24 protein-coding genes and 2 tRNA genes are annotated in these 26,204 nt (G+C 37.6%); 7 read left to right on the top strand and 19 right to left on the bottom strand.

The annotated features are described in order from the left end of the window. Window positions 1–57: 57 nt before the first annotated feature. Window positions 58–2,634, bottom strand: a complete 2,577-nt coding sequence (locus RMO03_RS10360) for an AsmA-like C-terminal region-containing protein (protein WP_309642030.1) — start codon at window positions 2,632–2,634, stop codon at window positions 58–60. Window positions 2,635–2,679: 45 nt separating this feature from the next. Then, a complete protein-coding gene (gene sppA, locus RMO03_RS10355) occupies window positions 2,680–4,443 on the bottom strand; it encodes a signal peptide peptidase SppA (protein ID WP_309642029.1) in 1,764 nt (587 codons plus the stop codon). Window positions 4,444–4,569: 126 nt separating this feature from the next. Between sppA and folK the strand changes: the two genes are divergently transcribed. Further along, a complete protein-coding gene (gene folK / locus RMO03_RS10350; RefSeq protein ID WP_309642028.1) occupies window positions 4,570–5,706 on the top strand; it encodes a 2-amino-4-hydroxy-6-hydroxymethyldihydropteridine diphosphokinase in 1,137 nt (378 codons plus the stop codon). On the opposite strand, the gene RMO03_RS10345 is transcribed toward folK, so the two are convergent. Further along, window positions 5,703–6,233, bottom strand: a complete 531-nt coding sequence (locus RMO03_RS10345) for an RNA methyltransferase (protein ID WP_309642027.1) — start codon at window positions 6,231–6,233, stop codon at window positions 5,703–5,705. The genes folK and RMO03_RS10345 overlap by 4 nt on opposite strands. A gap of 77 nt (window positions 6,234–6,310) precedes the next feature. Next, window positions 6,311–6,790, bottom strand: coding sequence for a DUF1573 domain-containing protein (locus RMO03_RS10340; protein WP_309642026.1), 480 nt, complete (start codon window positions 6,788–6,790; stop codon window positions 6,311–6,313). Between the two features lie 159 nt (window positions 6,791–6,949). Here RMO03_RS10340 and mutS point away from each other — a divergent pair, with 159 nt between their 5' ends. From mutS to RMO03_RS10325, 3 genes are all read left to right on the top strand, one after another. After that, window positions 6,950–9,556, top strand: coding sequence for a DNA mismatch repair protein MutS (gene mutS, locus RMO03_RS10335; RefSeq protein WP_309642025.1), 2,607 nt, complete (start codon window positions 6,950–6,952; stop codon window positions 9,554–9,556). Between the two features lie 142 nt (window positions 9,557–9,698). Continuing rightward, window positions 9,699–9,774: transfer RNA gene (locus RMO03_RS10330), tRNA-Gly, on the top strand. Between the two features lie 19 nt (window positions 9,775–9,793). Next, window positions 9,794–9,879, top strand: a tRNA-Leu gene (locus RMO03_RS10325). A 145-nt stretch (window positions 9,880–10,024) separates the two neighbouring features. Here RMO03_RS10325 and RMO03_RS10320 read toward each other — a convergent pair. The 3 genes from RMO03_RS10320 to RMO03_RS10310 all read right to left on the bottom strand — a co-directional run bounded on the left by RMO03_RS10320 (window position 10,025) and on the right by RMO03_RS10310 (window position 13,901). Then, a complete protein-coding gene (locus RMO03_RS10320; RefSeq protein WP_309642024.1) occupies window positions 10,025–10,267 on the bottom strand; it encodes a hypothetical protein in 243 nt (80 codons plus the stop codon). A gap of 211 nt (window positions 10,268–10,478) precedes the next feature. Further along, complete coding sequence (locus RMO03_RS10315) at window positions 10,479–12,644, bottom strand: S46 family peptidase (RefSeq protein WP_309642023.1); 2,166 nt, start codon at window positions 12,642–12,644, stop codon at window positions 10,479–10,481. A 15-nt stretch (window positions 12,645–12,659) separates the two neighbouring features. After that, window positions 12,660–13,901 (bottom strand): glycosyltransferase N-terminal domain-containing protein, encoded by a 1,242-nt coding sequence (locus tag RMO03_RS10310; protein ID WP_309642022.1) that lies wholly within the window; start codon window positions 13,899–13,901, stop codon window positions 12,660–12,662. Window positions 13,902–14,001: 100 nt separating this feature from the next. Here RMO03_RS10310 and RMO03_RS10305 point away from each other — a divergent pair, with 100 nt between their 5' ends. Together RMO03_RS10305 and galE are read left to right on the top strand one after the other, a co-directional pair. Then, window positions 14,002–15,132 (top strand): DegT/DnrJ/EryC1/StrS family aminotransferase, encoded by a 1,131-nt coding sequence (locus RMO03_RS10305; RefSeq protein ID WP_309642021.1) that lies wholly within the window; start codon window positions 14,002–14,004, stop codon window positions 15,130–15,132. Between the two features lie 115 nt (window positions 15,133–15,247). Beyond that, on the top strand, window positions 15,248–16,261 hold the full coding sequence (galE, locus tag RMO03_RS10300) for a UDP-glucose 4-epimerase GalE (RefSeq protein ID WP_309642020.1): 1,014 nt from the start codon (window positions 15,248–15,250) through the stop codon (window positions 16,259–16,261). Between the two features lie 55 nt (window positions 16,262–16,316). Here galE and RMO03_RS10295 read toward each other — a convergent pair whose 3' ends face one another. The 11 genes from RMO03_RS10295 to RMO03_RS10245 form a co-directional block, all read right to left on the bottom strand. Further along, complete coding sequence (locus tag RMO03_RS10295; protein WP_309642019.1) at window positions 16,317–17,738, bottom strand: peptidoglycan DD-metalloendopeptidase family protein; 1,422 nt, start codon at window positions 17,736–17,738, stop codon at window positions 16,317–16,319. 115 nt (window positions 17,739–17,853) lie between these two features. Beyond that, window positions 17,854–18,726 carry an ACP S-malonyltransferase gene (fabD, locus tag RMO03_RS10290; RefSeq protein WP_309642018.1) on the bottom strand — a complete coding sequence of 291 codons (873 nt, stop codon included), beginning with the start codon at window positions 18,724–18,726 and terminating at the stop codon, window positions 17,854–17,856. Between the two features lie 42 nt (window positions 18,727–18,768). Next, entirely contained in the window at window positions 18,769–19,296 is a 528-nt protein-coding gene (locus RMO03_RS10285) for an NAD(P)H-dependent oxidoreductase (protein ID WP_309642017.1), read from the bottom strand. Beyond that, window positions 19,293–19,517: a (4Fe-4S)-binding protein gene (locus RMO03_RS10280; RefSeq protein ID WP_309642016.1), complete on the bottom strand. Its 225-nt coding sequence runs from the start codon at window positions 19,515–19,517 to the stop codon at window positions 19,293–19,295. The genes RMO03_RS10285 and RMO03_RS10280 overlap by 4 nt, the downstream gene beginning before the upstream one ends. Before the next feature lie 2 nt (window positions 19,518–19,519). Next, entirely contained in the window at window positions 19,520–19,927 is a 408-nt protein-coding gene (locus RMO03_RS10275; RefSeq protein WP_309642015.1) for an OsmC family protein, read from the bottom strand. 2 nt (window positions 19,928–19,929) lie between these two features. Continuing rightward, complete coding sequence (locus RMO03_RS10270; protein WP_309642014.1) at window positions 19,930–20,211, bottom strand: GNAT family N-acetyltransferase; 282 nt, start codon at window positions 20,209–20,211, stop codon at window positions 19,930–19,932. 10 nt (window positions 20,212–20,221) lie between these two features. After that, the gene (locus RMO03_RS10265; RefSeq protein WP_309642013.1) at window positions 20,222–20,938 is read right to left on the bottom strand and encodes a pirin family protein; all 717 of its coding nucleotides are present in this window, start codon (window positions 20,936–20,938) and stop codon (window positions 20,222–20,224) included. 138 nt (window positions 20,939–21,076) lie between these two features. Further along, complete coding sequence (locus RMO03_RS10260) at window positions 21,077–21,652, bottom strand: Crp/Fnr family transcriptional regulator (RefSeq protein ID WP_309642012.1); 576 nt, start codon at window positions 21,650–21,652, stop codon at window positions 21,077–21,079. An 8-nt stretch (window positions 21,653–21,660) separates the two neighbouring features. Further along, window positions 21,661–21,969: a DUF6370 family protein gene (locus tag RMO03_RS10255; RefSeq protein ID WP_309642011.1), complete on the bottom strand. Its 309-nt coding sequence runs from the start codon at window positions 21,967–21,969 to the stop codon at window positions 21,661–21,663. Continuing rightward, entirely contained in the window at window positions 21,966–23,153 is a 1,188-nt protein-coding gene (locus RMO03_RS10250) for a pyridoxal phosphate-dependent aminotransferase (protein WP_309642010.1), read from the bottom strand. The genes RMO03_RS10255 and RMO03_RS10250 overlap by 4 nt, the downstream gene beginning before the upstream one ends. A gap of 66 nt (window positions 23,154–23,219) precedes the next feature. Beyond that, entirely contained in the window at window positions 23,220–24,314 is a 1,095-nt protein-coding gene (locus tag RMO03_RS10245) for an acyl-CoA desaturase (RefSeq protein WP_309642009.1), read from the bottom strand. A gap of 106 nt (window positions 24,315–24,420) precedes the next feature. On the opposite strand from RMO03_RS10245, the gene rsmG reads away from it, so the two are divergent. After that, entirely contained in the window at window positions 24,421–25,050 is a 630-nt protein-coding gene (gene rsmG / locus RMO03_RS10240; RefSeq protein ID WP_309642008.1) for a 16S rRNA (guanine(527)-N(7))-methyltransferase RsmG, read from the top strand. 85 nt (window positions 25,051–25,135) lie between these two features. Here the strand turns inward: rsmG and RMO03_RS10235 are convergent, their stop codons facing one another. Then, complete coding sequence (locus RMO03_RS10235; protein ID WP_309642007.1) at window positions 25,136–26,158, bottom strand: T9SS type A sorting domain-containing protein; 1,023 nt, start codon at window positions 26,156–26,158, stop codon at window positions 25,136–25,138. Window positions 26,159–26,204: the final 46 nt, after the last annotated feature.

Genomic DNA, 26,204 nt, shown 5'->3' with positions numbered 1-26,204 from the left:
CGCAAAGTTCACATTATAATTGACTTTGCGCCTTCGCGACTTTGCGAGCAATAAATTTTATTTTTTCTTAAACAATCCATTCAACAAATCACCCGCTTTCTTTTTAATGTCTTCTTTTGCCGGAGATTTCGTTTTGGTCGTATCGGTTTTGGTATTCTTATTAATCAAATCGCTCAAAGCACTTGTGCCTTGTTTGACCAATTTTTCTTTTTGTTGCTTCACGATTTGATTCGTAAGATTTGTGATGCCACCTTTCACATCAGTCGATATTTTAGGACTTTTAAAATTTCCGGTCATCGAGGCATTAATTGGAATATTCTCCAATTTGCTGACATCAGTCGGAGATAATTTCGAAATCAGTTTGTTTATATCAGGACCAAGAAGACTCATATACTTCGCAGGAACATCAAACTTTAAACTATAATTCATATTCTGGTCAAAACCATGTTGCCCGCCCACCGACATTTTGATATCTTGATATTTTAAATCAAACGGTTTGATATTGACTTTTCCGTCTTTGAAAGTAAGTGCCGTTTTCAAATCGTTGAGGTTGATTTTTTTGAGATCGATGAATTTGATGTTGTCATCCAGTTTAGATAAAAGGCTTGAGTTGCTAGGATTAACTGTTGTAGAAAGCAACTGTCCAATCAAATCACCGTTGAGTGAATTCACATCTGGTGTCATTTCTTTCGCGTCTAAATTTCCGGATACTTTGATGGTCGTATTCAATTTTCCGTTGATCACACCGGCAATCGGTGCGATTTTTTTCATCATTTCCAATTGGGTGAATGTTTGTTGAATATCAACGGCTTTCATCCCCAAATTCATATTGAAAACAGGAACTTTTCCTTTCGTAGAAACATCGCCACTCGCTACAATTTGCCCGCCGAAAATATCCGATTTGACATTTTCTAAAGTGACTTTCTGGTCTTTGATGATGACTTTTCCGGAAACGTTTTTCAACGTTAAATTATCATACAAAACCGTATTGGCTTTTGCAGTTAATGAGCAATTTAAGAATGCAGGAATTTTAACCGCTTCTTTTGGTTTTTCAGTTTTGGTTTTTGGTGTTTCAGGCGACATGAAATCGGCTACAGCAAACTGATTCGAATTCATATTAAAATTTCCTTTGAGCTCTTGATTTTTAAACATGAATCCATAGAAATTCTCCAAAACACCATTGACTTTCATATCGGTTTTTCCGGTGGTCAAATCCAATTCTTGTAGGTTGATGCGTGTGTTGGTGAATTGTACGACGGCTTTGTTGATGTTCATTGCTTTGTTCGTGTCATCCACATATTTGAATCCGGTAAGGGTCATGTTTCCTGAATTCTGCATGTTTTCGTATTGATTCGTTTCGACAGATTTCATGTCGAATTTGGTTGCAACATCGGCTTTCAAAATCCCAGAAAGTGGTACTTTAAGTTTTACAGGATAGGCTTTAGAAACGTTACCTAAGTTTACAATTCCGTTCAATTTCGCATCAACTAAAGGATTTTCAGCAATGTTTCTGATGTTGGCTTTGGCATTAAAAACATCCTGATCGATGCGGAACGAAAGCTGATCTAAATTCACGTAAGTGTCATTCATCAAACCCGTTTCATTGATAATTTTAGTGTCGATGACAATGCTCTGCACTGATTTCGGCAAGTTCGGATATTGGAATGAAGCGTTGTTCGAAGCAATCGCCACATTAAATTTAGGCACCGTCGTATCAGAAAGCATTCCTTTGGCGAAACCAGTCACGGTAAAATCTCCGGTGGTTTTTACATCTTTAATATTAGCAGCATATGAAGCCGGAATCAAGCCCAAAAAGTTTTGAAAACTCGAGGTTGGTGTTTTGAATTTCAAATCATAGACTTGGCCTTTTTCCACCATTTGTATGAAACCATCAAATTCTAAAGGCAGTTTGTTAATCAGCGCTTTGTTTTCTTTGAAAGTGTATTTGCTTTGGTCGAGGTCAATTCCGAGTACGGCATCTAAAGTCAATGGCACGTGGTTCATATAATTCGCTTTGTCCATAAACAACGAAACACTCGCGGTTGATTTTGTGACCAAATCGAGTTTAGAATTCGCGAAATCTCCGGTTCCGGAATGGTTCAAACTGTCGATAATCATTCTGATTTTAGAAGCTTCATCGGTGTATTTAAACCTTAAATTTGTGACTTTGTATTCTTTAATTTTTAACGAAAGTGGGTCGCTTTTTCCGCCGTCTTTTTTATCATCATCTTTCAAAGCGATGTCGAAATTGCCTATGCCGTCTTTGTTGAATATGATATTGATAAGCCCATTTTCTGTCGATAAGGCTTCAATATTCATCGATTCATCTTTGCCTTTGAACAATTCTTTGATTGACATTTTCAAATTGACTTCACCCAAAGAAATCAAAGTATCGCCTTCAAATGGAGCTTTGTTGATGATGAGTAATTTTTCAACCGACACATTGGCTTGAGGAAAACTTTTGAACAAACTCAAATCGGCATCTGCAAAAGAAACTTTCGCGTCGACTTTCTCGTTGATGGCTTCCGCGATTTTTGCTTTGATGGCGTCTTGGAAAAAGAACGGAATGGCAAATAAAGAAAGCACGATGAGCAGCAATAGAATTCCAACGATTTTTAAAATTTTCTTGATCATGACAGTTGATTTATGAATAATAACGCAAATGTGACGTGATTATGATTAATGAATATTGATTTCGAAAGGCAAACTTGCTTGAACGCCTTTTTTGGTTTGCACGCGGCGGATTTGTTCGATGACTTTGTAGTTTTCTTCACCCAATTCTTCTTTGATGAAACTCTCTTTGGTTTTCATAAACGGAAGGCCTAAACTGCCCAAATAATCTTGAAAATCTTTCTCATAGACTGGGAAATTCTGGGTTTTATAATTTTTAATTTTCACTAAATCGGCAGCGTATTGTAGTGCATCGTCTAGTCCACCAATCTTGTCCACCAAACCAATTTTTACAGCTTCAGCACCTGACCAAACTCGCCCTTGCGCAATGGCATCGACTTGTTCGAAAGACATTCTTCTGCCAGTGGCTACGCGGGTTACGAATGTGGTGTATATTTTCTCGACACCTTCTTGAGCAATAAATCTGTAATTATCAGCTAAAGGTCTGAAAACGCTATATTCCGCAGCATTTTGGTTGGTACTTACCTGTTCGGAATTGATTCCCATTTTGGTGGTCAATGCGGTGAAGTTTGGCAACAACCCAAAAACACCGATGGAGCCGGTAATGGTGTTGTTTTCAGCGAAAATTCTATTGGCATTGCAAGCGATGTAGTAACCGCCTGAAGCGGCTAAATTCCCCATGGATACGATGACCGGTTTTACTTTTTTAGTCACTTCGATTTCTCTCCAAATCAAATCAGAAGTTAGGGCATTTCCGCCTGGAGAATCTATTCGAAGTACAATGGCTTTTATTTTGTCATCTTTTCTGGCGTCTTGAAGTGAGCGGCGCATTGATAATTCACCAACAACGTTAACATCGCCTTCACCACTTCCGATTTCACCTTGCGCATAGATAATAGCAATTTTATTTTTAGAAGAATTTTCAGTTGAAGTCGTCGCTACATTATTAGCATAATCCAAAATTTTAACGGTGTTGTAATCTTTGTCGGTGTCTACTTTTAGTATTTTTCGAATGTCGTCGTGGTAGATATCTTCATAAGCGACTTTGTCAACTAAGTGTTGCGCTTTTGCCATTTCGGGAGTTCGTGCTGCGAGTTGGCTTGCAATTTCATTCAATTTTGTAGTTGGAATATTTCTACTGATGGAGATATCGGTCAAAACGGAATTCCAAACCGAATTTAAAAGCGCAGTAAGTTGTTCTCGGTTGGCTTCGCTCATTTTGTTTTCGAGGAAAGGCTCGACGGCACTTTTGTATTTCCCGTGGCGAATGACTTCCATCTTGATGCCGTATTTGTCTTGAAAATCTTTGAAAAATAAGAGTTCTGAAGACAAGCCTTTAAATTCCATTTCGCCAATTGGATTGATATAAATCGTATTGGCCACAGAGTTTAAGTAGTATTCCTTTTGAGAAAACGTATTGCCATAAGCTAACACAAATTTCCCTGACTTTTTAAAGTCGTCTAAAGCTTTACGAACGGTTTTGATTTGCGCCATTCCCAAATCAGAATTGTCATTTAAGATTGAAATTCCTTTGATATCGCTATCGTCTTTTGCAGCTTCAATCGCTTTAATGACATCGGCTAAACCGTCGTGTCTGGCATCGAAATAATCAAAATCTTTGTAATTGAATTTTCCGGCATAATCGGTAGTTACTTTCGATAAGTCGAGTTCTATAACCGAATTGCTTTTCACTTCGGTGGTTTCTCCATCACCGCCAAATAAGGCGCCAATAAACAAAATTCCAAAGAAGAAAATCATACAAAAAACAAAAAGACCTATAACCGTCGCTAATACATTTCCTAAAAATCGCATAATTATTTTTTCTGATGAGTTGATATTCAAGGTTGAATGTTACAAATATACACGTTGTAAAATTTATTAACAGTCGGTGCAAATATACTTCTATTCTAAAATTCTTTTACTTAATTTGCGGTTAATATGAATACGCAACATCAAGTTATTTTATCGTTAGGAAGCAACCAAGGCAATCGGTTGGAGAATATTGAATCCGCTATAGATTTTATTCATCGCGAAGCCGGAACGGTTGTGAAAGTTTCGAAGCTATACGAAACGCCTGCTTGGGGTTTTGAAGGTGATGCGTTCTACAATTGTGCGTTGGTTTTGCACACGCTTAGTGATGCGCAAACGATTCTCGAAAAAGTGCTTACGATTGAAAAAAAACTCGGTAGAGTCCGTTCTGAAAGTGAAGGCTATCAGTCGCGTCCTATTGATATTGATGTGATCGCGTTTAATGAAGAAATCATCAATTCGAAAAACCTTCAAGTGCCACATCCGGCGATGCAAGAACGTATGTTTGTGCTCTTGCCGATGCGCGATTTGAATTTGGATTGGCGGCATCCGATTTTACAAAAATACTTGCCTGAAATTCTGAAAGCTTCGGAAGATAAAAGTCAATGTAAAATGATGCAATCGCTTGATGTTCCGTTGCGAAAAATTGCTTTAGAGCAGCTTAATTATATTGCGATTGAAGGTAACATTGGCGCAGGAAAAACCACTTTAACGACTAAGATTGCTGAGAATTTTAATGCGAAAACAGTCTTGGAACGTTTTGCTGACAATCCATTTTTACCTAAGTTTTATGAAGACCAGAACCGTTATGCTTTTCCTTTGGAGATGTCATTCTTGGCGGATCGATACCAACAGATTGCAGATGATTTGGCGCAGTTTGATTTGTTTAAAGATTTTATTATTGCCGATTATCATATTTTCAAATCCTTGATTTTTGCAAAAGTGACGTTGACAGATGATGAATATCGATTGTATCGGAAGCTGTTTGAAATCATATACAAGGAAATGCCGAAGCCTGATTTGTATATTTATTTGTATCAAAATACGACACGTTTGTTGGAAAACATCAAGCAACGCGGTAGAAGTTATGAGCAGGAAATTCCGGCGGAATATCTCGATAAAATCAATCGTGGTTATTTGGATTATATTAAATCACAAACCGATTTGAATGTATTGGTGATTGATGTTTCGGATCGTGATTTTGTAAAAAACCAAGAAGATTATATTTTTGTTTTAGAGGAAATTCAAAAAGTATTGAATCCTTAGTAACGCATTTTTTTAAATAAATCCCACACAACAATTCCTGCACTAACCGCAATGTTGAGCGAATGTTTGGTTCCCAATTGTGGAATTTCAATCGTGCCATCGCAATTCGCTATCGCATTTTGATTGACCCCAAATACTTCGTTTCCGAAAACCAAAGCGTATTTTTTTGTTGTATCGATTTCAAAATCTTGTAGAAAAATAGCTTTTTCTACTTGTTCGATAGCATACACTTTTACACCATCGTTTTTCAAGTTTTGAATGACAGAAACTACATCACTATGATGTTCCCAATCTACAGTTTCCGTCGCGCCAAGAGCTGTTTTGTGAATTTCTTTATTAGGCGGTGTTGCGGTAATGCCACACAAATAAATTTTTTCTATCAAAAAAGCATCGGCAGTTCTGAAAACAGAGCCAATGTTATTCAAGCTTCGAATGTCGTCCAAAACAATAATGATTGGCGTTTTGTCTGCAGCTTTAAAATCGACAATAGATTTGCGTTGTAGTTCTCCGTTTTCAAGCTTTCGCATGTTGAAGTGGAATTAAAATGAAACAAAAAAAAAGCTCCCAAATGTATGGAAGCTTTTTCTATATATTGTAAAATGTATTATCCTTTTGGAGTCTCTTTTGCAGGTTCGTCACCCAAGATAGTTCCTTTGATAGTCAAAACTTTTGATGCAGCACCTTCAGCATTTGAAGTAACCGTTACCGTTTTTGTAAAAGCACCAACTCTGTCAGTAGCATATTTCACACCAATTACAGCTTTAGCTCCAGGAGCGATTGGCTCTTTTGGAAAAGAAGGTACAGTACAACCGCAAGATCCAGTTGCATTCGTAATGATTAATGGTTTTGTTCCGTTGTTTACGAATACGAATTCACGTTTTCCGTCAGCATTATGAGGAAGTGTCCCGTAATCGATAGTTTCGTTTTCGAATACCATTCCGGCTCCTTCTACTTTTGGAGTTTCTGCTTTAGTTGGAGCAACTTCTTTTTTCGCAGCTGGTTTTGCAGCAGTTTTTTTAGCTTGAGCGTTTGAAGTTGTTACTCCAAAAATCGTTAATACAGCTAATAATACTATTTTTTTCATTGTTGTTTTAATTAAAATTATTAGACAAAACTATGTAAAAAAACGAAACAACTTCCTAAATCTTTCTTAAAATTAATTAATTTTTGAGATTGCAATTTATTAGCTTTAAAATTTTTAAATTCGCTGTTCGATTTTTAACCCAATTAACACTCGCAATCCTTGACAGCCAAAGAGAAAGAAGTAAAAGAAACTCCGTTGATGAAACAATATAACGAGATTAAAAGGAAGTATCCTGATGCTTGTTTGTTGTTTAGAGTGGGCGATTTTTATGAGACTTTTGGGGAAGATGCCATCAGAGCATCAAAAATACTGGGAATTGTACTCACTAAAAGAGGTGCAGGTTCAGAAACGGAAACGGCATTGGCTGGTTTTCCACATCATTCGCTCAATACTTATTTGCCTAAATTGGTGAAAGCCGGACTTCGTGTGGCGATTTGCGACCAGCTCGAAGATCCGAAAATGACCAAAACGATTGTCAAACGTGGTGTTACGGAATTAGTAACTCCGGGTGTTTCGATGAATGATGAAGTCTTGCAATCGAAATCGAATAATTTTCTGGCATCTATTTATTTTGGAAAAAAACATATAGGTGTTTCTTTTTTGGATGTTTCTACGGGTGAGTTTCTCACAGCGCAAGGCAATGATGAGTACATCGATAAATTATTGCAGAACTTTAATCCAAGTGAAGTTTTAATTCCGAAGATCCATAAAAATAATTTTAGAGAAACTTTTGGCGAGGATTACAATCATTTTTACCTCGAAGATTGGGTTTATAAAGAAGATTATGCGATTGAAACTTTGACAAATCATTTTCAAACGGCTACATTAAAAGGTTTTGGGATAGAGGAACTTTCAGAAGGTATCATTTCGTCAGGGGCTATTCTTTATTATTTATCCGAAACGCAACACAACAAACGACAGCATATTACAAGCATTCAGCGCATAGCAGAAGATGCTTACGTTTGGATGGATCGCTTTACGATTCGCAATTTAGAATTATACCATAGTTATAATCCAAGCGCAGTGACTTTATTGGACGTGATTGATAAAACACTTTCTCCAATGGGCGGCAGATTACTCAAACGTTGGATGGCATTGCCGCTGAAAGACAGTCAAAAAATTCAAAGCCGACATGAAGTAGTTGGTTATTTAAAAGACAATCTCGAAATTTTAAAAAGCATTCAGTTTCAAATCAAGCAAATATCGGATTTAGAGCGATTGATTTCGAAAATTGCAGCGGGAAAAGTGTCGCCACGGGAAGTTATTTATTTGAAAGATTCGCTTAATGCTATTCTTCCGATTAAAGCGGTTGCGTTAGAAAGTTCTCAGGCATCCGTCAAACGAATCGGAGAACAATTGGATAATTGTGATGTATTGCGTGCGAAAATCGAATCGACATTAAATCAAGAAGCGCCAGTAGCCATTGTTAAAGGAAACGCTATTGCAAAAGGTGTCAATGCAGAATTGGATGAATTGAGAATGATTTCCAATTCAGGGAAAGAATTTTTAGAAGGCATTGAAGCCAGAGAATCAGAGCGTACCGGAATTTCATCGTTGAAAATTTCATTCAATAATGTATTCGGATATTATATAGAAGTTCGAAATACACATAAAGATAAAGTACCAACTGAATGGATTCGCAAGCAAACATTAGTCAATGCCGAGCGTTATATCACGGAAGAACTAAAAGAATATGAAACTAAAATTCTTGGCGCTGAAGAGAAAATCTATAAACTAGAAGTCGCTTTGTTTGACGAATTGGTTCATTGGATTGCGACGTATATTAAACCGGTTCAATTGAATGCGAGTTTGATTGCGCAAGTTGATTGTTTGACTTCTTTTGCACAATTGGCTATAGACAATCAATATGTATGTCCTGAATTAGATGACAGTTTCGCTTTAGATATTAAAAACGGACGCCATCCGGTTATTGAAAAACAATTGCCGTTAGGCGTTCCTTATATTGCTAATGATGTTTTTTTAGACAGAGAAATGCAGCAATTGATTATGATTACGGGTCCAAACATGTCCGGTAAATCAGCTATTTTAAGACAAACCGCTTTGATTGTTTTATTGGCGCAGATGGGAAGTTTCGTTCCGGCTGAAAGTGTGAAAATGGGTGTCGTTGATAAAATATTTACGCGAGTTGGAGCGAGTGATAATATTTCTATGGGTGAATCTACATTTATGGTAGAGATGAATGAAACGGCTTCCATATTGAACAATCTTTCCGACAGAAGTTTGATTTTATTGGATGAGATTGGCAGAGGAACCAGTACTTATGATGGTATTTCAATTGCGTGGGCGATTGCAGAATTTTTGCATGAACATCCTACAAAGCCTAAGACTTTATTTGCTACGCATTACCATGAGTTGAATGAAATGAGTGAGTTGTTGCCTAGGATTCAGAATTATAATGTATCAGTCAAAGAATTGAAAGATACCGTACTTTTTATCCGAAAATTGGTCAAAGGCGGAAGTGCACACAGCTTTGGAATTCACGTAGCTAAAATGGCCGGAATCCCACAGCTTGTGATTTCTAAAGCACAAAGCATATTAAAGAAATTGGAGAAGAATCATTCGGGTGATGCCTTAGCGGGTTTGAAAGCCGAGAAAGCAGAAATGCAAATGAGTTTCTTTAATTTAGATGATCCGTTATTAGAAGAAATCAAAGAAGAAATCCTAACATTAGATATCAATACATTGACGCCCATTGAAGCGATGATGAAGCTCAATGAAATCAAAAGAATGCTGACCAAAAAATAGATTGGAAGTCTTTAAAAGATAGGCATACAGCGAGTTAAAAAATCGAAATCTTTTTTTGTAAAAAGACTTGTAGAATTGAATTAAAGTATTAAATTTGCCCTCGCAATACGGAAGAAGTATCGCAAAGTTCTTAAAAATAAATGCGAAAATAGCTCAGTTGGTAGAGCGCGACCTTGCCAAGGTCGAGGTCGCGGGTTCGAGCCCCGTTTTTCGCTCCAATCAAGTCACAGTATTAATGCTCGGATGGTGAAATTGGTAGACACGCTGGACTTAAAATCCAGTGAACAGCAATGTTCGTGCGGGTTCAAGTCCCGCTCTGAGTACAAGAAAGCTTCAAACTATGTTTGAGGCTTTTTTTATGGATATAACTTTGGATTTTCGACACCTATAATCGAAGTTTCCAAAATGTATAAAACAAAAAAAACCACACCTAAGTGTGGTTTTAAAATTTTTAGAAAGTTTTTCTAATTATTTTTTTGCAGCGTCAGTTGCAGTTTTTGCAGCGTCAGTTGCAGTTGCAGCAGCATCAGTTGCAGTTGCAGCAGCGTCAGTTGCAGTTGCAGCAGCAGTATCAGCTACAGCAGCAGCTTCCTCAACAGCAGGAGTTACTTCTTCAGTTACTGGAGCTTCTTCAGCAGGAGCTTCAGCTTGTTTACAAGATACTACAGTTAATGCAGCGATAACAGCTAAACTTAAAAATACTTTTTTCATCTTACTTAATTATAAAAGGTTAATTATTAATTCGAGGCAAAGATATAAATTTTTTATTATGGAAAAATATTTTTCAATTTTTTTTTAAAAAAATCTAACCTGTTGCAACGCCGGACATTTTACAAGTACTGTGCCAAAAAAATATTAAATGTTATTATAGTTAAAAATTTATTGTAATTATTAATAAATAAAATTAATCGTATTATTATTCTTAATTTTTTGATTTTGAATTATTAATTTTGATTTTTGGATGTACAATTTTCAATTCGTCAATCAGGTTTTTTGCTCCGGCATACTTGTCCATGATGAATAAAACATACCGAATATCGACCATAACGTTTCTACAAATCGCAGGATCGTAATAAATATCACTCATCGTTCCTTCCCAAACTCTGTCAAAATTCAAGCCAATTAAATTCCCATATGCATCGATGGCCGGACTTCCGGAATTTCCTCCTGTCGTATGATTTGTTCCAATAAAGCAAACCGGCATTTTGCCTTTGCTTCCATAAGCGCCGTAATCTTTTGCGCTGTATAAATCGATTAGTTTTTTAGGCACATCAAATTCGTAATCACCCGGAATATACTTTTCTAAAACGCCATCCAAATACGTGAAAGGTTTGTATATCGTAGCATCTTTCGGTTCATAGCCTTTTACTTTTCCATAAGTAACTCTCAAAGTACTGTTGGCATCGGGGAAAATTCTAGCGTTTTTATTCAACTCCAATTGCGCTTTCATATAAGTACGCTGCAATGATGTAATGCGAAGATTGATTTCATCATATTTAGGTGCAACATCCTTTAAATACTTGTCCGCCATTTCTTTTACCAATCGGAAAGCTTTATCATTATTCAATTTTTCAAGCACCGTTTTTGAATCTCCAGCCAACAACTCTTTCGTTTTATTATAATCGATAAGGCTCGACTGACTATATATATCAGATGTTAATGTTTTCAAATTGGCATTCCCCAAACTTTCGGGTACAAATTGTTTCGGAGATTTATTCGCATACAAATCGATCAATTGTTCGAAAACTTTTTCATCGACGGAAGCATTGAAATCTTTGTAAAACTCACCCAATCCATTAATCAAATTATTTTTTCTGTCGGTAAAAGCTTGTTCACCTTTAGTATTTAAAAGTTGCTCTAATTGATACATTTTATAAGCCACATTGAGCAATTCAGTATTACGCAAAACCACTTCTATAAAATAATCTCTGCTCGAAGCATAAGATGCAATTTCTTTGTAATTTTTATCGAAATCAGCCAGCAAGTTTCCATATTCCGCTTGCTTTCCGGCTTTGATTACTTTTTCTTGAAATGCCAATTCTTGTTTTTTCTTAATTGCAACCGCATTCGATTTTTTCAAACCTTGTGTTTCACCAATCCATTTTTTCCAATAGTTGGCAATGCCAGCATATTTTGAAGCGTATTGAATTTTAATCGCATTGTCTTTTCGCATAAATCCATCTTGTACTTTTAATGCTTTATCACGGATTTCAATTTTCGCCGGATTCAATTCATTGACAATTTGCTCAATCGCTACCGCAGGAAGATATTCGTTCGTTTTCCCAGGATAACCAAATACTAAAGTAAAATCGTCTTCTGCTACGCCATCCAATGATATAGGTAAGAAATGTTTTGGCTTATAAGGAACATTATCTTTCGAATAAGCCGCCGGATGATTATTCTTATCAGCATAAATTCTAAACAAAGAAAAATCGCCCGTATGTCTGGGCCAAACCCAATTGTCTGTATCCGAACCAAACTTCCCGATCGATGATGGCGGCGCACCTACCAAACGCACATCTTTATAGCTTTCCGTTACAAAAAGCATATACTGATTGCCTTCATAAAAAGTTCTGATTTTGTTTTCCTGCCAACTTTCTTTAGGCAATGATTTATTCAATGCTGTAATGTTTTCCTGAATTTTCTTTTGTTTATCAGCTTCTGATGTCAATGCTGCGACGCCCTCTAAAACCTTTAAAGTTACATCTTCAATTTTGACAATAAACGTTACTTCTAAATCGTCATTCGGCAATTCATCTTCCATTTTATAAGCCCAAAAACCATTGGTCAAATAATCATGTTCGACAGAAGAATGCGTTTGTATCGCGTCAAATCCACAATGATGATTCGTCAAAATCAAACCTTTCGGTGAAATCACTTCCGACGTACAACCGCCATTAAAATGAGGCACTGCATCTTTCAAACTCGATTTATTGACGCTGTAAATATCAGCCGCCGACATTTTCATGCCCAAGTTTTTCATTTCTTTTTCATTCATGCCTTGCAACAGCGATGGAATCCACATACCGCCTTGTTGCGCTTGTGTTTGAATGACAAATAATAATAGGAGTAATTTTATTGATTTCATAAAAAGAGGTTTGATTTATGTTTTATTTTTTTGAATGTAATTTAAAATCTGAGCTGTCGCACCAATATTCATCTGAACAAAAGTGCTGCAGATATGTCCCTTTTCTTCGCGAATTGTAACATTTTGAATCAAATTTTCAAAACTGTCTTTCAATTCCTTCGCATTCGAAATCGAAACACAACCGCCCATATTGACCAAAGCAGTCGCTTCAGCAAAATGAGAAAAATTCGGGCCAATCACAATCGGAACACCAAAAGTAGCCGGTTCTAAAATGTTATGAACGCCGGGATTTCCGAAACCACCACCAACATAAGCGATGTCAGCTTCACTATAAATTTTTGTTAAAATGCCAATCGTGTCAATAATGAAAACATCAAAAGCGGCTAAATCTTGACCGTCTTTTTCAGAAAACAAAACTGTTTTTTTTGTAATCGATTGCTTCAATTCCTGAATCTGTTCCGCTCTGATATTATGTGGAGCGAGAATAAATTTCACAGGAAGCAAAGTGCTATTAATAAATTCTACCAAAAGGCTTTCATCCTTTGGCCAACAACTGCCGACAACAATTGTGAGGCTATTGTTTTTAAATTCTGTAATAAAATCCAACGCATTGTGTTTCTCCAAAATAGTAGCCACACGATCAAACCGCGTATCGCCCGAAACCGTTACATTCGATTTTCCCAATTGTAAAAGAAGTTCTTTCGAATGCGAATTCTGCACAAAAAAATGCTCAAAAGTATCGAGCGCTTTTCTGTAAAAACCACCATACCATTTAAAAAACAATTGCTTTTCTCTAAAAATTCCCGAAATCAAATAAGTCGGAATCGAACGTGTTTTCAAGGCATGCAAATAATTCGGCCAATATTCATACTTGATAAAAAACACCATGTCAGGATGCACCAAATCCACAAACTTTTTAGCATTACTTCTAGTATCCAAAGGCAAATACACCGTAACATCAGCAACCATATTATGCTTCCGAACTTCAAAACCCGAAGGCGAAAAAAACGTCAAAATGATTTTGTGATTTGGGAATTGCAGTTTCATTTGCTCCATCACCGGCAAACCTTGCTCATACTCGCCCAAAGACGCAGCATGAAACCAAATCGTCTTATCTTCTGGTTTTATTTTAGCAGCAATAGTATCAAAAACAACCTTTCTGCCATCAACAAAAAGTTTCAACTTCGAGCTAAAAACCGCCAACATTTTCACCGCAAAATCAGCAAAAACTACAATAAGATTATACAAAAAAAACATAGCCAATGAATTGTGTCGCTAAAATACACCACTTTGTAGAATTTTTATGGTTTACGCCATTAAATTACTAATTTTGTGCGTAATTAAATTTTATGCTTCGATGAAAAAAATCCAAATGGTTGACCTCAAAAGTCAATACGATAAAATTGCCACTACTGTAAATGCCTCCATTCAAGAAGTTCTAGATACCAATACCTACATCAACGGCCCACAAGTGCACACGTTTCAAAAAAATCTTGAAGCTTACCTCGATGTAAAACACGTGATTCCTTGCGCCAACGGTACTGACGCGTTGCAAATCGCCATGATGGGCTTGGATTTGAAACCCGGAGATGAAGTCATCACAGCCGATTTTACTTTTGCCGCAACAGTCGAAGTAATTGCATTATTGCAACTCACGCCGGTGCTAGTCGATGTAGATTTGGTCAACATGAACATCTCCATCGACGCCATCAAAAAAGCCATCACACCCAAAACCAAAGCCATTGTTCCCGTGCATTTGTTCGGTCGCGCCGCCAATATGGAAGCGATTATGAAAATTGCCAACGAACACAACCTATACGTCATCGAAGACAACGCCCAAGCCATTGGTGCCAATTGCAAATTTTCCGACGGAACGAAAAAGAAAGCAGGAACGATTGGTCACGTCGCTTCAACCTCTTTTTTCCCATCGAAGAATTTAGGATGCTACGGTGACGGCGGAGCGATTTTCACCAACGATGATGCGCTGGCTCACAAACTCAGAGGTATCGTCAATCACGGCATGTACGTGCGTTATCATCATGATGTAGTTGGCGTAAATTCACGTTTAGACAGCATTCAAGCCGCAGTTTTAAATGCTAAATTACCGTTGTTAGACGAGTACGGAGCAGCACGTCAAAATGCCGCAAGAAAATATTCAAAAGCTTTTGAAGGTCATAAAAACATCGTTGCGCCAACAATTTGCGACATTTGCGATTGCCACGTTTTCCACCAATATACACTCAGAATTATCGATGCCGATCGCGACGCATTAATGCAACATTTGTTAGACAACGACATTCCATGCGCGATTTATTACCCGATTCCATTGCACAGTCAGAAGGCTTATCTCGACGCGCGTTACAAAGAAGAAGATTTCCCAATCACCAATCAGTTGGTCAAAGAAGTCATTTCATTGCCGATGCACACTGAGCTCGATGACGAACAAATTCAATACATTACAAATACCGTTTTAGGATTTTTTAAATAATTTCAGGAGCTATTTCCTGCTGTACGCTAAATCTTTTGCGCCGAACGCCGGCACAAAAGGATACCGCTGCCATCAGGGCTAGGACAATTTACAAACCATCAACACCACAATCAAAATGAAAGTATTAGTAACAGGAGGTTTGGGTTTCATCGGATCTCATACCGTAGTGGAATTGCAAAACGAAGGCTTCGAAGTTGTCATCATCGACAATCTTTCGAATTCATCTGAAGAAGTTTTAAAAGGCATTGTAGCCATCACAGGAAAAACACCGATTTTCGAAAAAATGGATTTGCGTGAAAAACCGGCAGTTCAGAATTTCTTTAAAAAGCACCATGATATTGCAGGCGTCATTCACTTCGCAGCCTCAAAAGCTGTTGGAGAAAGTGTGGAAAACCCGTTGCTGTATTACGAAAATAACATCAGTTCTTTAGTTTATATTCTACAAGAATTGCAACAAAAACCCGAAGCCAATTTTATTTTCAGTTCCTCGTGTACCGTTTATGGTCAAGCGGAAAAAATGCCGATTACCGAAGAAGCGCCACTCCAAAAAGCCCTTTCACCTTATGGAGCGACGAAGCAAATGGGTGAAGATATTATTACCGATGTGGCCAAAGTGACCAACATCAATGCCATATTGTTGCGTTATTTTAATCCCGTCGGAGCACATCCATCGGCTGAAATAGGCGAGTTGCCGATTGGCGTTCCTCAAAATTTAATTCCTTTCATTACACAAACCGGAATCGGAATGCGTGCTGAATTGGCTGTGTATGGTGATGATTATCCAACACCCGACGGAACCTGCATCCGCGATTACATTCACGTTGTCGATTTGGCAAAAGCACACGTAGTAGCATTGCAGAGATTAATCAATAAGAAAAATGCAACCAAAGTTGAAATCTTCAACCTCGGAACCGGAACCGGAAGCTCGGTTTTAGAAGTCATCAATACTTTCGAAAAAGTAAGCGGTAAAAAATTACCGTACAAAATCGTTAGCAGAAGAGAAGGCGATATCACGTCAGCCTATGCCAATACTGATAGAGCGAATACTGTTTTGGGTTGGAAAGCACAATCAACGTTAGAACATTCTTTGTCTAGCGCTTGGAAATGGGAACAGAAAATTAGATCGTAAGATTTTAAGATTCTGAGATTATAAGACAGAATCCCGAATTAACGTTCGGGATTTTTTATTGTTTGATGATTTTTTTGATGGTTTTGGTGTTGGTTCCGGTAAGCGTTAAGAAGTAGATTGCACTTGGGAATTCCTCAATGGAAATGCTTTTTTGAATGTCATTATTTTGAATGTTGAAACTTTCCCGTTTTACAATCTGTCCGGAAACTGTAGATAAGGTATAAGTGTATTTTCCATTTTCAACAGTATCACCAATGAGATTAACTACAGAAGATGTTGGATTCGGATATATTTCAACAGCAGTTGTTGATGCATTATTAGCTATGCCCAACGGATTTACAATGGTAAAGTTTTGAACACAAGTGATACCATTATACGTTGCCTGAAATTTATAAACTCCGGAAATCGTCGGCAACACTTTCGACCAACCCCAATAACTTACCTTATTAAAAGTTGTAACCGCATATGTCCAACTATTGAAGGTTGTGCCGTTCGGATTTAAAATCTTCAAATCGACATTAGTTCCCACTGTGGCTTCGCGTAAAAAAATATAAAACTTCGCATAACCTGCAGGCAAACCCGGACCTTGAAATGGAATGGTAAAAGAATTACTCTCATTAGGCGTTTCCGTAGTCGGACATCCAGGCATCACCAAATCAGTCGAGTTGGTAGAAACTTTAAGTACCGCCGGATTGGTGTGTGGCTTTTGAGAAATCCACCAGGAATTTGCATTGAGTGTGTTGCAAGTACCAGCAAAAGGATCTTGGTATGTGGTATTCGTAGTTCCGGACCAAACTTCAAAATGCAGATGCGGTCCGCTGGCACTTCCTGAACTTCCGACAACACCCAAATATTCTCCGGCTGCTACGGTTTGACCCACAACTTTAGAAGTCACAGAATTTTTTTTCATATGCCAATACAATGTGCAAGATCCATCGGCATGTTGAAGAATTATCGAATTCGCCGTCAATGTATTGGCCGAACAATTCCTGTCGAAATTGCCATCTGCTCTTTGAATAATGGTTCCAGCAGCTGCGGCAACGACTTCCACTTGACTGTTGTCCATTTTATAAAAACCATAAGGCCAAATGGCAATATCAGTTCCGTGATGACCATCGTAAGTGTTGGTTTCACAATTATAATCCATCACCGAAGTAGCAGCAATATTTTGGTCGACATAAGCGCCAATAAAATAAAAATCACAATCCGTAAAACCAGTAGCAGCACGCAAAGGCCAAGCTAAAGGAGTAGTCAGGATTTCCCGATGAAGATTGGAGTTGAGTCCAAGACCTTGCCTATTCATAGCACACTCCTGATTCAACAACATATACTCTTGTGGTGTGATGCAAGGATGAACCGCATCATTGGTGTTCGCAAGTAAAATATTCTGATGATTGATCTCTTTGTCAAGCAATTGTGAATAAACACCATTCGAAAAAATAAAAAACAGGATGAGAAGAAAGTTTGAATTTTTCATAGTACACGTTTTTATCTTAAACAAATTTAGATAATTAACAATGAATAATTAATAATTAATAATGAAAAAACCCCAAACACTGTTTGAGGTTTTTATATACAATCACGAGAATTATTTATGCAGAAATCGTTTCCACCTCTCGATTAATCTTATTTACCAAACCAACCAATACTTTTCCTGGGCCAACTTCTGTAAATGAAGTCGCGCCATTAGCAATCATTTGCTGTACGGATTGTGTCCATTTTACAGGGGCAGTCAATTGTATGATTAAGTTTTTCTTGATTTCATCTGCATCGGAAACTGCACTTGCCGTTACATTTTGATATACTGGGCAAATCGGTTTTGAAAAGGTTGTGGCTTCAATAGCGGCGGCTAATTCTTCGCGAGCTGGTTCCATCATCGGTGAATGAAAACCTCCACCAACAGGTAGTAATAATGCTCTTTTGGCTCCGGCTTCTTTCATGGCTTCACACGCTTTTTCAACGGCTGAAAATTCGCCTGAAATTACTAATTGACCAGGGCAGTTATAATTAGCAGCGACTACAATTCCATCAATCGAAGCGCAAACATCTTCTACAATTTTGTCCTCCAAACCTAACACTGCTGCCATGGTTGAAGGTTTGATTTCACAGGCTTTTTGCATCGCGATAGCACGTTGAGAAACCAGTTTTAATCCATCTTCAAATGACAAAGCACCATTGGCAACCAAAGCAGAAAATTCGCCCAATGAATGCCCGGCTACCATTTCAGGTTTGAAATTATCCAAAGTTTTGGCAAGAATAACCGAGTGTAAAAACACAGCAGGTTGCGTGACTTTGGTTTCTTTGAGTTGCTCGGCTGTACCTTCAAACATGATGTCGGTGATACGGAAACCTAAGATGTCGTTGGCTTGTTCGAATAACGTTTTGGCTACGGCTGAAGTTTCATATAAATCTTTACCCATTCCGGTAAATTGCGCGCCTTGTCCTGGAAATATGTATGCTTTCATTTCTTAGTTTTAGTGTTTTGAAAAGCAAAAATAGCAATTAAATTAGATTTCAATCGCATCGATGATTTCGAGCAGTTGATTTTTTAATTCAGGATTGATGATGCCATTCACAGTATCGAAATTTTCATAAAATGTTGGCAACGAAAAAGTGCCTTTAACTTCAGCACCTTGAAACGGAAATCTTTTCGCAGCAATGTCCAAAACACTTCCGCCGCCCCGAGCACCAGGAGAAGTTGCTAATAACAACATCGGTTTTTGCTGAAAAGTTTTGTTGTTGATTCTTGAGGCCCAATCCAACGTGTTTTTGAATGCTGAAGAATAGGCGCCGTTGTGTTCAGCCAAAGAAAGTACAATAAAATCTGCACTTCCGATTTTGGCGTAAAACTCATGCGCTAAATTGTGAATGCCATTTTCTTTTTCTTTATCAACAGAAAAAACAGGCATTTCATAATCGTTTAAATCCAAAACTTCGATTTCAACATTTTTGAAAAGATTGGCAGCATAAGTCGCCAATTGTTTGTTGATAGAATTCTTGCTTGACGAACCGCCAAAGGCTATGATTTTTTTCATTTATTGAGATAATAGGTTAAAGCGCCCGAAGGACATTTGTTTACTGTTTCAATAATTTTTTCTGTTGAGGAACCTTCGGGTGTAATCCACGGTTTTTCTTTGGGTTTAAAAACATCAGGGTTGTTGCGCACACAATTGCCGGAATGAATGCATTTTCCGGATTCCCAAACGATAGTAACTTCACCGTTGGTGTATTCTTTTTTGAGGTTGTTCGGATCCATGATTAAAGCGTTGTATTAATGATTGTATTTCCTTTTAATAGTTTCGAGATTGGACATTTCTCAGCAATCGTCAACAAGCGTTCTTTTTGTTCTGCTGATACCACTTCCGGGAATGAAATCCTTCTTGAAATGATAGTTGTCGTTTCAGAATCTGACTTTTGTTCCATATTCAAAGCGACGTCAATCTGCGGAATATCCCAACCTTTTCTATCGATATACATTCGCAATGTCGACAACGTGCAGCCAGCCAACGAAGCCAGTAATGTCGAAAATGGATCTGGGCCTAAATTCCCGCCACCAATACTTTCGGGTTCATCCATAATCAATTTGCCGTTGCGCCAAACAATCGTGCATTTGTATTTTTGTGTGCCGATGTGACCTAAGATATCTTCTTCAAACCGATTTCCCATGATTATAAAACGTCTTTAAATTCGGGAGTTTTATCAAACACACTTTTGGCAAAAGGACATAATGGAATAATCTTGATGCCTTTTTCTCGAGCAAATTCTACTGCTTTGGTGACCATTTTTTTTCCGAAACCTTTGCCTTCATTGCCGGGTTTTACTTCGGTATGATCAATAATGATTTTATCTTCACCAGCAAAAACGAAGGTCATCATCGCTTCGTGTTTGCCATCAATATCAATATAAAAAAAACCGTTTTTATCATTGATTTTTAATTGTACTTCGTTCATAATTGTTGGTTTATTGGTTCATCGGAACTTCCATCAATAATATTTCTGCGTCTGTGGTAGCTTCAAAAGTAACTTTCTCAAAATCGGTGATGCCAAGACCGTCGCGTTGTTGCAATGCCTCACCATCTACTTTTACGCTGCCTTTGATTACAAACACATACAAACCATTACCTTCTTTTTTTCGATTGTAGTCTATAATAGTTCCTTGGTCTAAATTTCCCATGTGAAACCACGCGTCTTGATGGATCCAAACGCCGGCATCATCAGCATTAGGCGAAAGGATTTGCTGTAATTTATTATGACGATCCGTAGTGTCTAAAGTAATTTGTTGGTAACGTGGCTCGACATTTCGCACTTTAGGGAACACCCATATCTGAAGCAAATTGGTACGTTTATCATGGTTCGGATTGAACTCTGAATGTTGAATTCCGGTTCCGGCACTCATCACCTGAACATCGCCAAATTTGATCACTTCGGTATTGCCCATGCTGTCTTTGTGTGCCAAATCGCCTTCGAGAGGAATCGTAATGATTTCCATGTTATCGTGCGGATGCGTTCCGAAGCCCATGCCTGATGCAACAATGTCATCGTTTAAGACACGCAACACGCCAAACTGGACACGGTCCGCGTCATAATAGCTAGCAAAACTAAAAGTGTGGTGTGCATTCAACCATCCGTGATCGGCATGGCCACGTGTATCAGCTTTGTGTAAAATGGTATTTTTCATGATGTATAAATTTAGTAATTATTATGATACAAATTTACCATCGATGGAAACGAAAATCACTTAACCTAGATTAAGAAATAAAAAACAAAAATCTTTGTGAACTTTGCGTTTAACCTTCGCGAACCTTGCGGTTGAATTTTATTTTTTCAACAGTCGCGCTTTCATCTTACTAAAAAACTCTGGCGTCACACCAATATAAGAAGCGATGTGCTTTTGCGGTACTTTCTGAATTAAGGTTGGGTATTTCGAGCAGAATTTCTCAAAGCGGTCTTCGGCGGATAAACTCAAATTATCCATCAAGCGCTCTTGATTTGCTACTAATGAGTTCTCGGTTAAGATTCTGAAAAAGCGTTCGAGTTTCGGGATGTCATGATATAGTTGTTCTTGATTTTCCTTTGAAAGCAACACGACTTCAGCATCTTCTATAACTTCGATAAAAAGATTGCCGGGTTTTTGGGAAAGCAAACTATACATGTCGCCAATCCACCAACCTTCGCATGCGAAACTCAATACGTGTTCAACAATGTTGTCATTGATATTAAAACTTCGAAGCAAACCGGAATTTACAAAATAAGAATGTTTACAAATCTCGCCTGCGTTTAAGACAATCGATTTTGCCTTGTAATGCTTGGTTTCGGTCTTCGACAAAAACAGTTGTGCTTCTTCAGGAGTCAGCGTTACAATTTTTGAAATATTGTCGAGAATCGGATTCAATCGGATTATTATTTTATAGGAAGTAGTTTGAAATAAGATACCACAAAACGATTGTCTTTTATTTGTCCGATTACTTCCGCTTTTCTGACTGCAGAACAAAATCCATCTTTAGCATGCGCATCACCGTGATCATCGATTTTAGTGCCATTAATAAAGTAAGATTTACCATCGATACGAGTGGCTAAATCACAGCCTTTTGCTTTCATTCCGAATTGACATTGACCGCAAGCCACTTCAATGATTTGGGTTTTTGCTTTTGTTTGTGCATGCATAGCAAAACAAAAGAAAATGATTAAGATGGTAGTTATTTTTTTCACGAAACTGCTTCTTTAATTCTTCGCATCGCTTCAATTAACAATTCTTCGCTGGTTGCATATGAAAAACGAATACAATTTGGGTTTCCAAAAGCATCTCCGGTTACTGTGGCCACATTGGCTTCAGATAACAAATACATCGAAAAATCATCAGCGTTATTGATTTTTGTGCCACGCAATGTTTTGCCAAAATAAAAAGATACATCCGGAAAAACATAGAACGCACCTTCAGGAATATTGAGTTTAAAACCAGGAATGTCTTTAACCAAACCAACAACCAAGTCCCTACGACGGTGAAACGCATCGACCATAAATTTCAAAACTTTAGGATCAGCATCTACAGCAGCAATCGTAGCGCGTTGTGCAATACTGTTGGCGCCACTGGTGACTTGACCTTGCATTTTGGTGCAGGCTTTGGCGATGAATTCTGGTGCGCCAATATAACCAATTCTCCAACCTGTCATTGCGAATGCTTTCGCCACTCCGTTAACAGTAATCGTTCTGTCGAACATGCCAGGTATAGAAGCGATGCTGCAAAACGTTCCGGAGAAATTGATATGTTCGTAGATTTCATCAGCAACAATAAAAATATTTGGATGTTTTTCCAAGACTTTCGCCAACGCGGTCATTTCTTCACGATTGTAAACCGAACCACTCGGATTGCAAGGCGAACTATACCATATCATTTTGGTTTTAGGTGTGATGGCTTTTTCTAATTGTTCTGGTGTGATTTTAAAATCGGTTTCCACAGAAGTTGGAACTTCAACCGGAATACCACCCGACATTTTGATGATTTCATAATAACTCACCCAATACGGCGCAGGAAGAATCACTTCATCACCATCATTGAGCATGACTTGTGCAATGTTATATAAGGATTGCTTGGCTCCTGTAGAAACCACAATATTGGCTGGTTTATATTCTAAATTATTGTCTCTTTTGAATTTTCTACAAATCGCTTCTTTCAATTCGGCATAACCATCAACCGGCGTGTAAGTGCTGTAATTTTCATCGATGGCTTTCTTCGCGGCTTCTTTAATAAAATCAGGGGTGTTGAAATCGGGCTCGCCCAAACTCAAACTGATAATATCTTTTCCTTGTGCTTTTAATTCTCGGGCTAAAGCAGCCATGGCTAAGGTTTGCGATGTCGATAATTGGTTGATTCTATCCGAAAGAAAATGGTTCATGTAGTAAATTTTAAAGATGGTCTGTTTTTGAAAAGCAAAAGACGCTTATGATGGCGTCTTTATGGTTTATGCTAATTGTGGCTCTTGCCCTAAATCTTTTAAATGTTTGTAATGTGCGATGACTGCACTTCTCATGGTTTTAAATTCATGATACGGCAAGTTGCATTCCTCGGCTGTTTGTTTTACAAATTCGGCGATTTTCCCGTAATGAATGTGACTGATATGAGGATACAAATGGTGTTCGATTTGGTGGTTTAATCCGCCGGTAAACCAGTTGACGATTTTGTTTTTAGGAGCAAAATTCGCAGTAGTATACAATTGATGAATCGCCCATGTATTTTCGATTTCGCCATTTGAATTCGGAATAGGATTGTCTGTTTCTTCAACGACGTGCGCCAATTGAAAAACGATACTCAAAATCAAACCGGCTACATAATGCATCACGAAAAATCCCAGAAATACTTTCCACCAAGTCACGCCGAAACTGATAGGCAACACCACCCAAATTAAAACGTAAATGATTTTGGTAATGACTAAAACGGTCCACAATCGTCGTGGACTTTGCGGTGTTCCGTAAGATAATTTTCTTTTTAAATAGGCGCGCATTTGTTTGAAATCAGTCGTAAGCGACCAGTTGAATGTCAGCAATCCATACAAAAAGAAAGAATAATAATGTTGGAATTTATGAAACTTATGCCATTCCGCATTTTGAGTAAAACGAATGATTCTTCCGGCATCCAAATCTTCATCATGACCATGAATATTGGTGTAAGTATGGTGCAAAACATTATGTTGCACTTGCCAATTGTATACATTTCCGGCCAAAACATAAATGCTTCCACCCATAAATTTGTTGATCCAAGATTTTGAAGAATAAGCGCCGTGATTCCCATCATGCATGACATTCATCCCAATACCAGCCATTCCGATGCCCATTAAAATGTTGAGCAGCAATTGATACCAAATCGACATATCTAAAGTCAGAATTAAAAAATAAGGTGTCAGAAAAATGGTAAATAGAATTACGGTTTTCAAATGAATTTTCCAGTTCCCGGTTTTCGGGATGTTGTTTTCTTTGAAATAATTATTGACTCTTGAGTTTAACGTCCTGAAAAACTTCAGATTATCTTGATTTGAAAATGTTGGAGCAGTAGTATTCATATGATTTGGTATAATGTGCAAATGTACTTATTATTAATTTTTGGATTGCCAAAGTTCCCATAAATATATCAACAGTAAAGTATTACTTTTGTTAAAAAATTAAAGCATGGAAGAGATTCTTAAGTATTTTCCAAATCTGACGGATGAGCAAATCAAACAATTTGAAATGCTCGAAGCCTTATATCAGGATTGGAATGCTAAAATTAATGTAGTTTCCAGAAAAGATATTGATGCGCTATACATTAAGCATGTATTGCATTCGTTGGCGATTGCGAAGATTCAAAAGTTTGAACCCGGAACTTATGTTTTAGATGTAGGTACAGGCGGTGGTTTTCCCGGAATTCCGTTGGCGATATTGTTTCCAGAAACCCGTTTTTATTTGATTGATGTGATTTTAAAAAAAATCAATGTGGTCAAAGCCGTTGCAGAATCCATCGGATTGAAAAATGTGAAAGCCGAACAATTGCGAGCCGAAAATGTCAAAGGCGATTATGATTTTATCGTGAGTCGTGCCGTGACCAACATGCCGGATTTCGTATCGTGGGTTAAAGACAAAATCAAAAAGCAAAACAAACACGAATTGAAGAATGGTATTCTGTATTTAAAAGGTGGCGATTTGACCGATGAATTGGCTTTATTTCCAAAAGCTACACAATTTGATATTGCTGATTTTTTTGAAGACGAATTTTTCGAAACCAAAAAAGTAGTGCATTTGCCACTAAAGTTTAAAGCGTAATAATTACCTTTCATTTCACAATTAAAAAACCACAAAAACTAAATGCTTTTGTGGTTTTTTAATTTCTAAAAAATAATTTTAAAATCTATTTTTTTATGATTTTTTGAGTGACTTTATTCGTTTCTGTTTCCAAAGTTGCAGTGTAAATTCCTTTTTTCAAATGACCAATCGATATCAAATTAACATTGCCATTATTGCGCATCACCATTCTTCCACTCATATCAGTAATGGTAATTTGTTTAATAGCTTGCATCGTTTTGTTATCAATGTTAAGCACATCATTAGTTGGATTTGGAAACAAAGTTAACTGATCTGCTACAGCAATGTTACTAACAACACCCAACGGAATATTGTATTTTTCCATTCGATCCGTAGTTTCATTATTGATGCCTTGCAAAGGAACATTCACGATGGTGCGAGACGTTTTGAATATGGCAGAATTTGGACCTCCATTGATGTAATAATAGTAGACAGTCTGAGCTATTGTACCTACATTCCCGAAAACAAAATGGTGCAAAGTAATATTTTGAACAGATTTAAGGCGAGTTACTGCATAAGAAGTTTCTCCAGCACTGTCTATATTAAGATTTAATGTTCCATAAGCATCAACACTAGTGTTTACCGTTCCGGCAACGTCTCCATTGAACGCTCCAGAAATGAAAGTTCCTGCCACAGTATCAGAATTTGAATAACCATAATTTAGCGGAAAAGTACCTAACAAAGCATTGTCATCTACAAAATTTAGTTCAATTTCTGAATTGACAATTCCGGTAATCGAAACTTCGCCAGCGTTATTTTTGGAGTAGATATTGGATTCTGAAATCAGAAAATTAATTTCGGTTGTTGTCAATGTATTGGTAGTCGTATTCGGGAAAGTGGTACTTTCTTGTGATGTTGGTGCTAGATTGGTTTCTGTGGAGGTTCCGATTTGATTAAGCGAGGTAAAATCCCATGTCGCATTGGCGCCTGTTGGTGTGTCATCTAGTGGAAGAACGGAATTAACCACCGTAAAGGTTGATCCGTCAACTGAGTAATATGAATTAATAGGCGCTTGTGCTTTACATAAAAAGGTAAAAAACGAAAGGGCAAGAAGTAATTTTGTTTTCATAAACATTGATTTTAAAAAGAGTATCGAATGTACTAAATAATTCTGA

It is taken from the genome of Flavobacterium sp., from assembly GCF_031411595.1.
In the GTDB taxonomy this organism is placed as follows: Bacteria; Bacteroidota; Bacteroidia; order Flavobacteriales; family Flavobacteriaceae; genus Flavobacterium.
The sequence above is the reverse complement of the archived record's forward strand: the minus strand, read 5'-3'. Positions and strand labels throughout refer to the sequence as shown.